The 805-nt window shown below is 41.2% G+C and carries 1 protein-coding gene; it reads right to left on the reverse strand.

Translation table 11 applies throughout. The features are described from left to right. Positions 1–224: 224 nt before the first annotated feature. Entirely contained in the window at positions 225–683 is a 459-nt protein-coding gene (locus ACTHS3_RS16240; RefSeq protein WP_004518811.1) for an RrF2 family transcriptional regulator, read from the reverse strand. Between the last annotated feature and the right edge of the window lie 122 nt (positions 684–805).

Genomic DNA, 805 nt, shown 5'->3' on the forward strand with positions numbered 1-805 from the left:
TTTTACGGTTGCTATGATTATTCTTATTTTGGGTTTTTCTATATTGTCTTATATTCAACATATTTAGTATAAAAAATAACCTATCAAATGAAAGTCAGCTATTTAAGTTGTAGAATGTTTTGTAAACCAATGCCGTCTGAAAATCTTTATTTCAGACGGCATTTTTTATTTTTTAAGTAATACTATTTCAGTATGGCTGGATTGTTTTCAGACGGCCTGAAGATTTAGTCGGCCGTTCCGCGTATTTCGTTGATTGGGATGCGCGGTGTATAAAGTATGTCGTAAGTCGGCTTGTCCAGCAGATCTTGCAGTGAGTATTGATCTAAATGATTGAAGAAGGCTTTGATGGCACCGGTGATGATACCGGTCAGTCGGCAGGATGGGGTGATGAGGCATTCGTTGTTGTCGCCCATGCATTCGACAACCTGCATCGGCTCAAGATGGCGTACCACTGCACCGATATTGATGTTTTCAGGATTGTCTGCCAAGCGCAAACCGCCGCCTTTGCCGCGCACGCTGACCAGAAAACCGCCTTTGACTAATGAGGTAACCACTTTCATCAAATGGCTTTTGGAAATATTGTAAGTCTCGGCAATAGTGCCGATATTGACGAGGGTGTCGTCGTTGATGGCGGTATAAACCAATACGCGCAATCCGTAATCGGTATGTTGGGTCAGATACATGGCTGGTTCTTTAGATATTTTTATTATATGTCAAAAGCGTAGTGCTTGGTGAGGGGCTGTTTGACTTTATGTGGGATTGGGTTTCATAATATCTGAAACATTTGAATTAATCCAGTTTGACA

This window comes from Neisseria sp. P0009.S007, from assembly GCF_051962515.1.

What these genes read in the sequence shown, in the direction of transcription:
- ACTHS3_RS16240 (WP_004518811.1), bottom strand. Translation starts at nt 683, where the DNA reads ATGTATCTGACCCAACATACCGATTACGGATTGCGCGTATTGGTTTAT.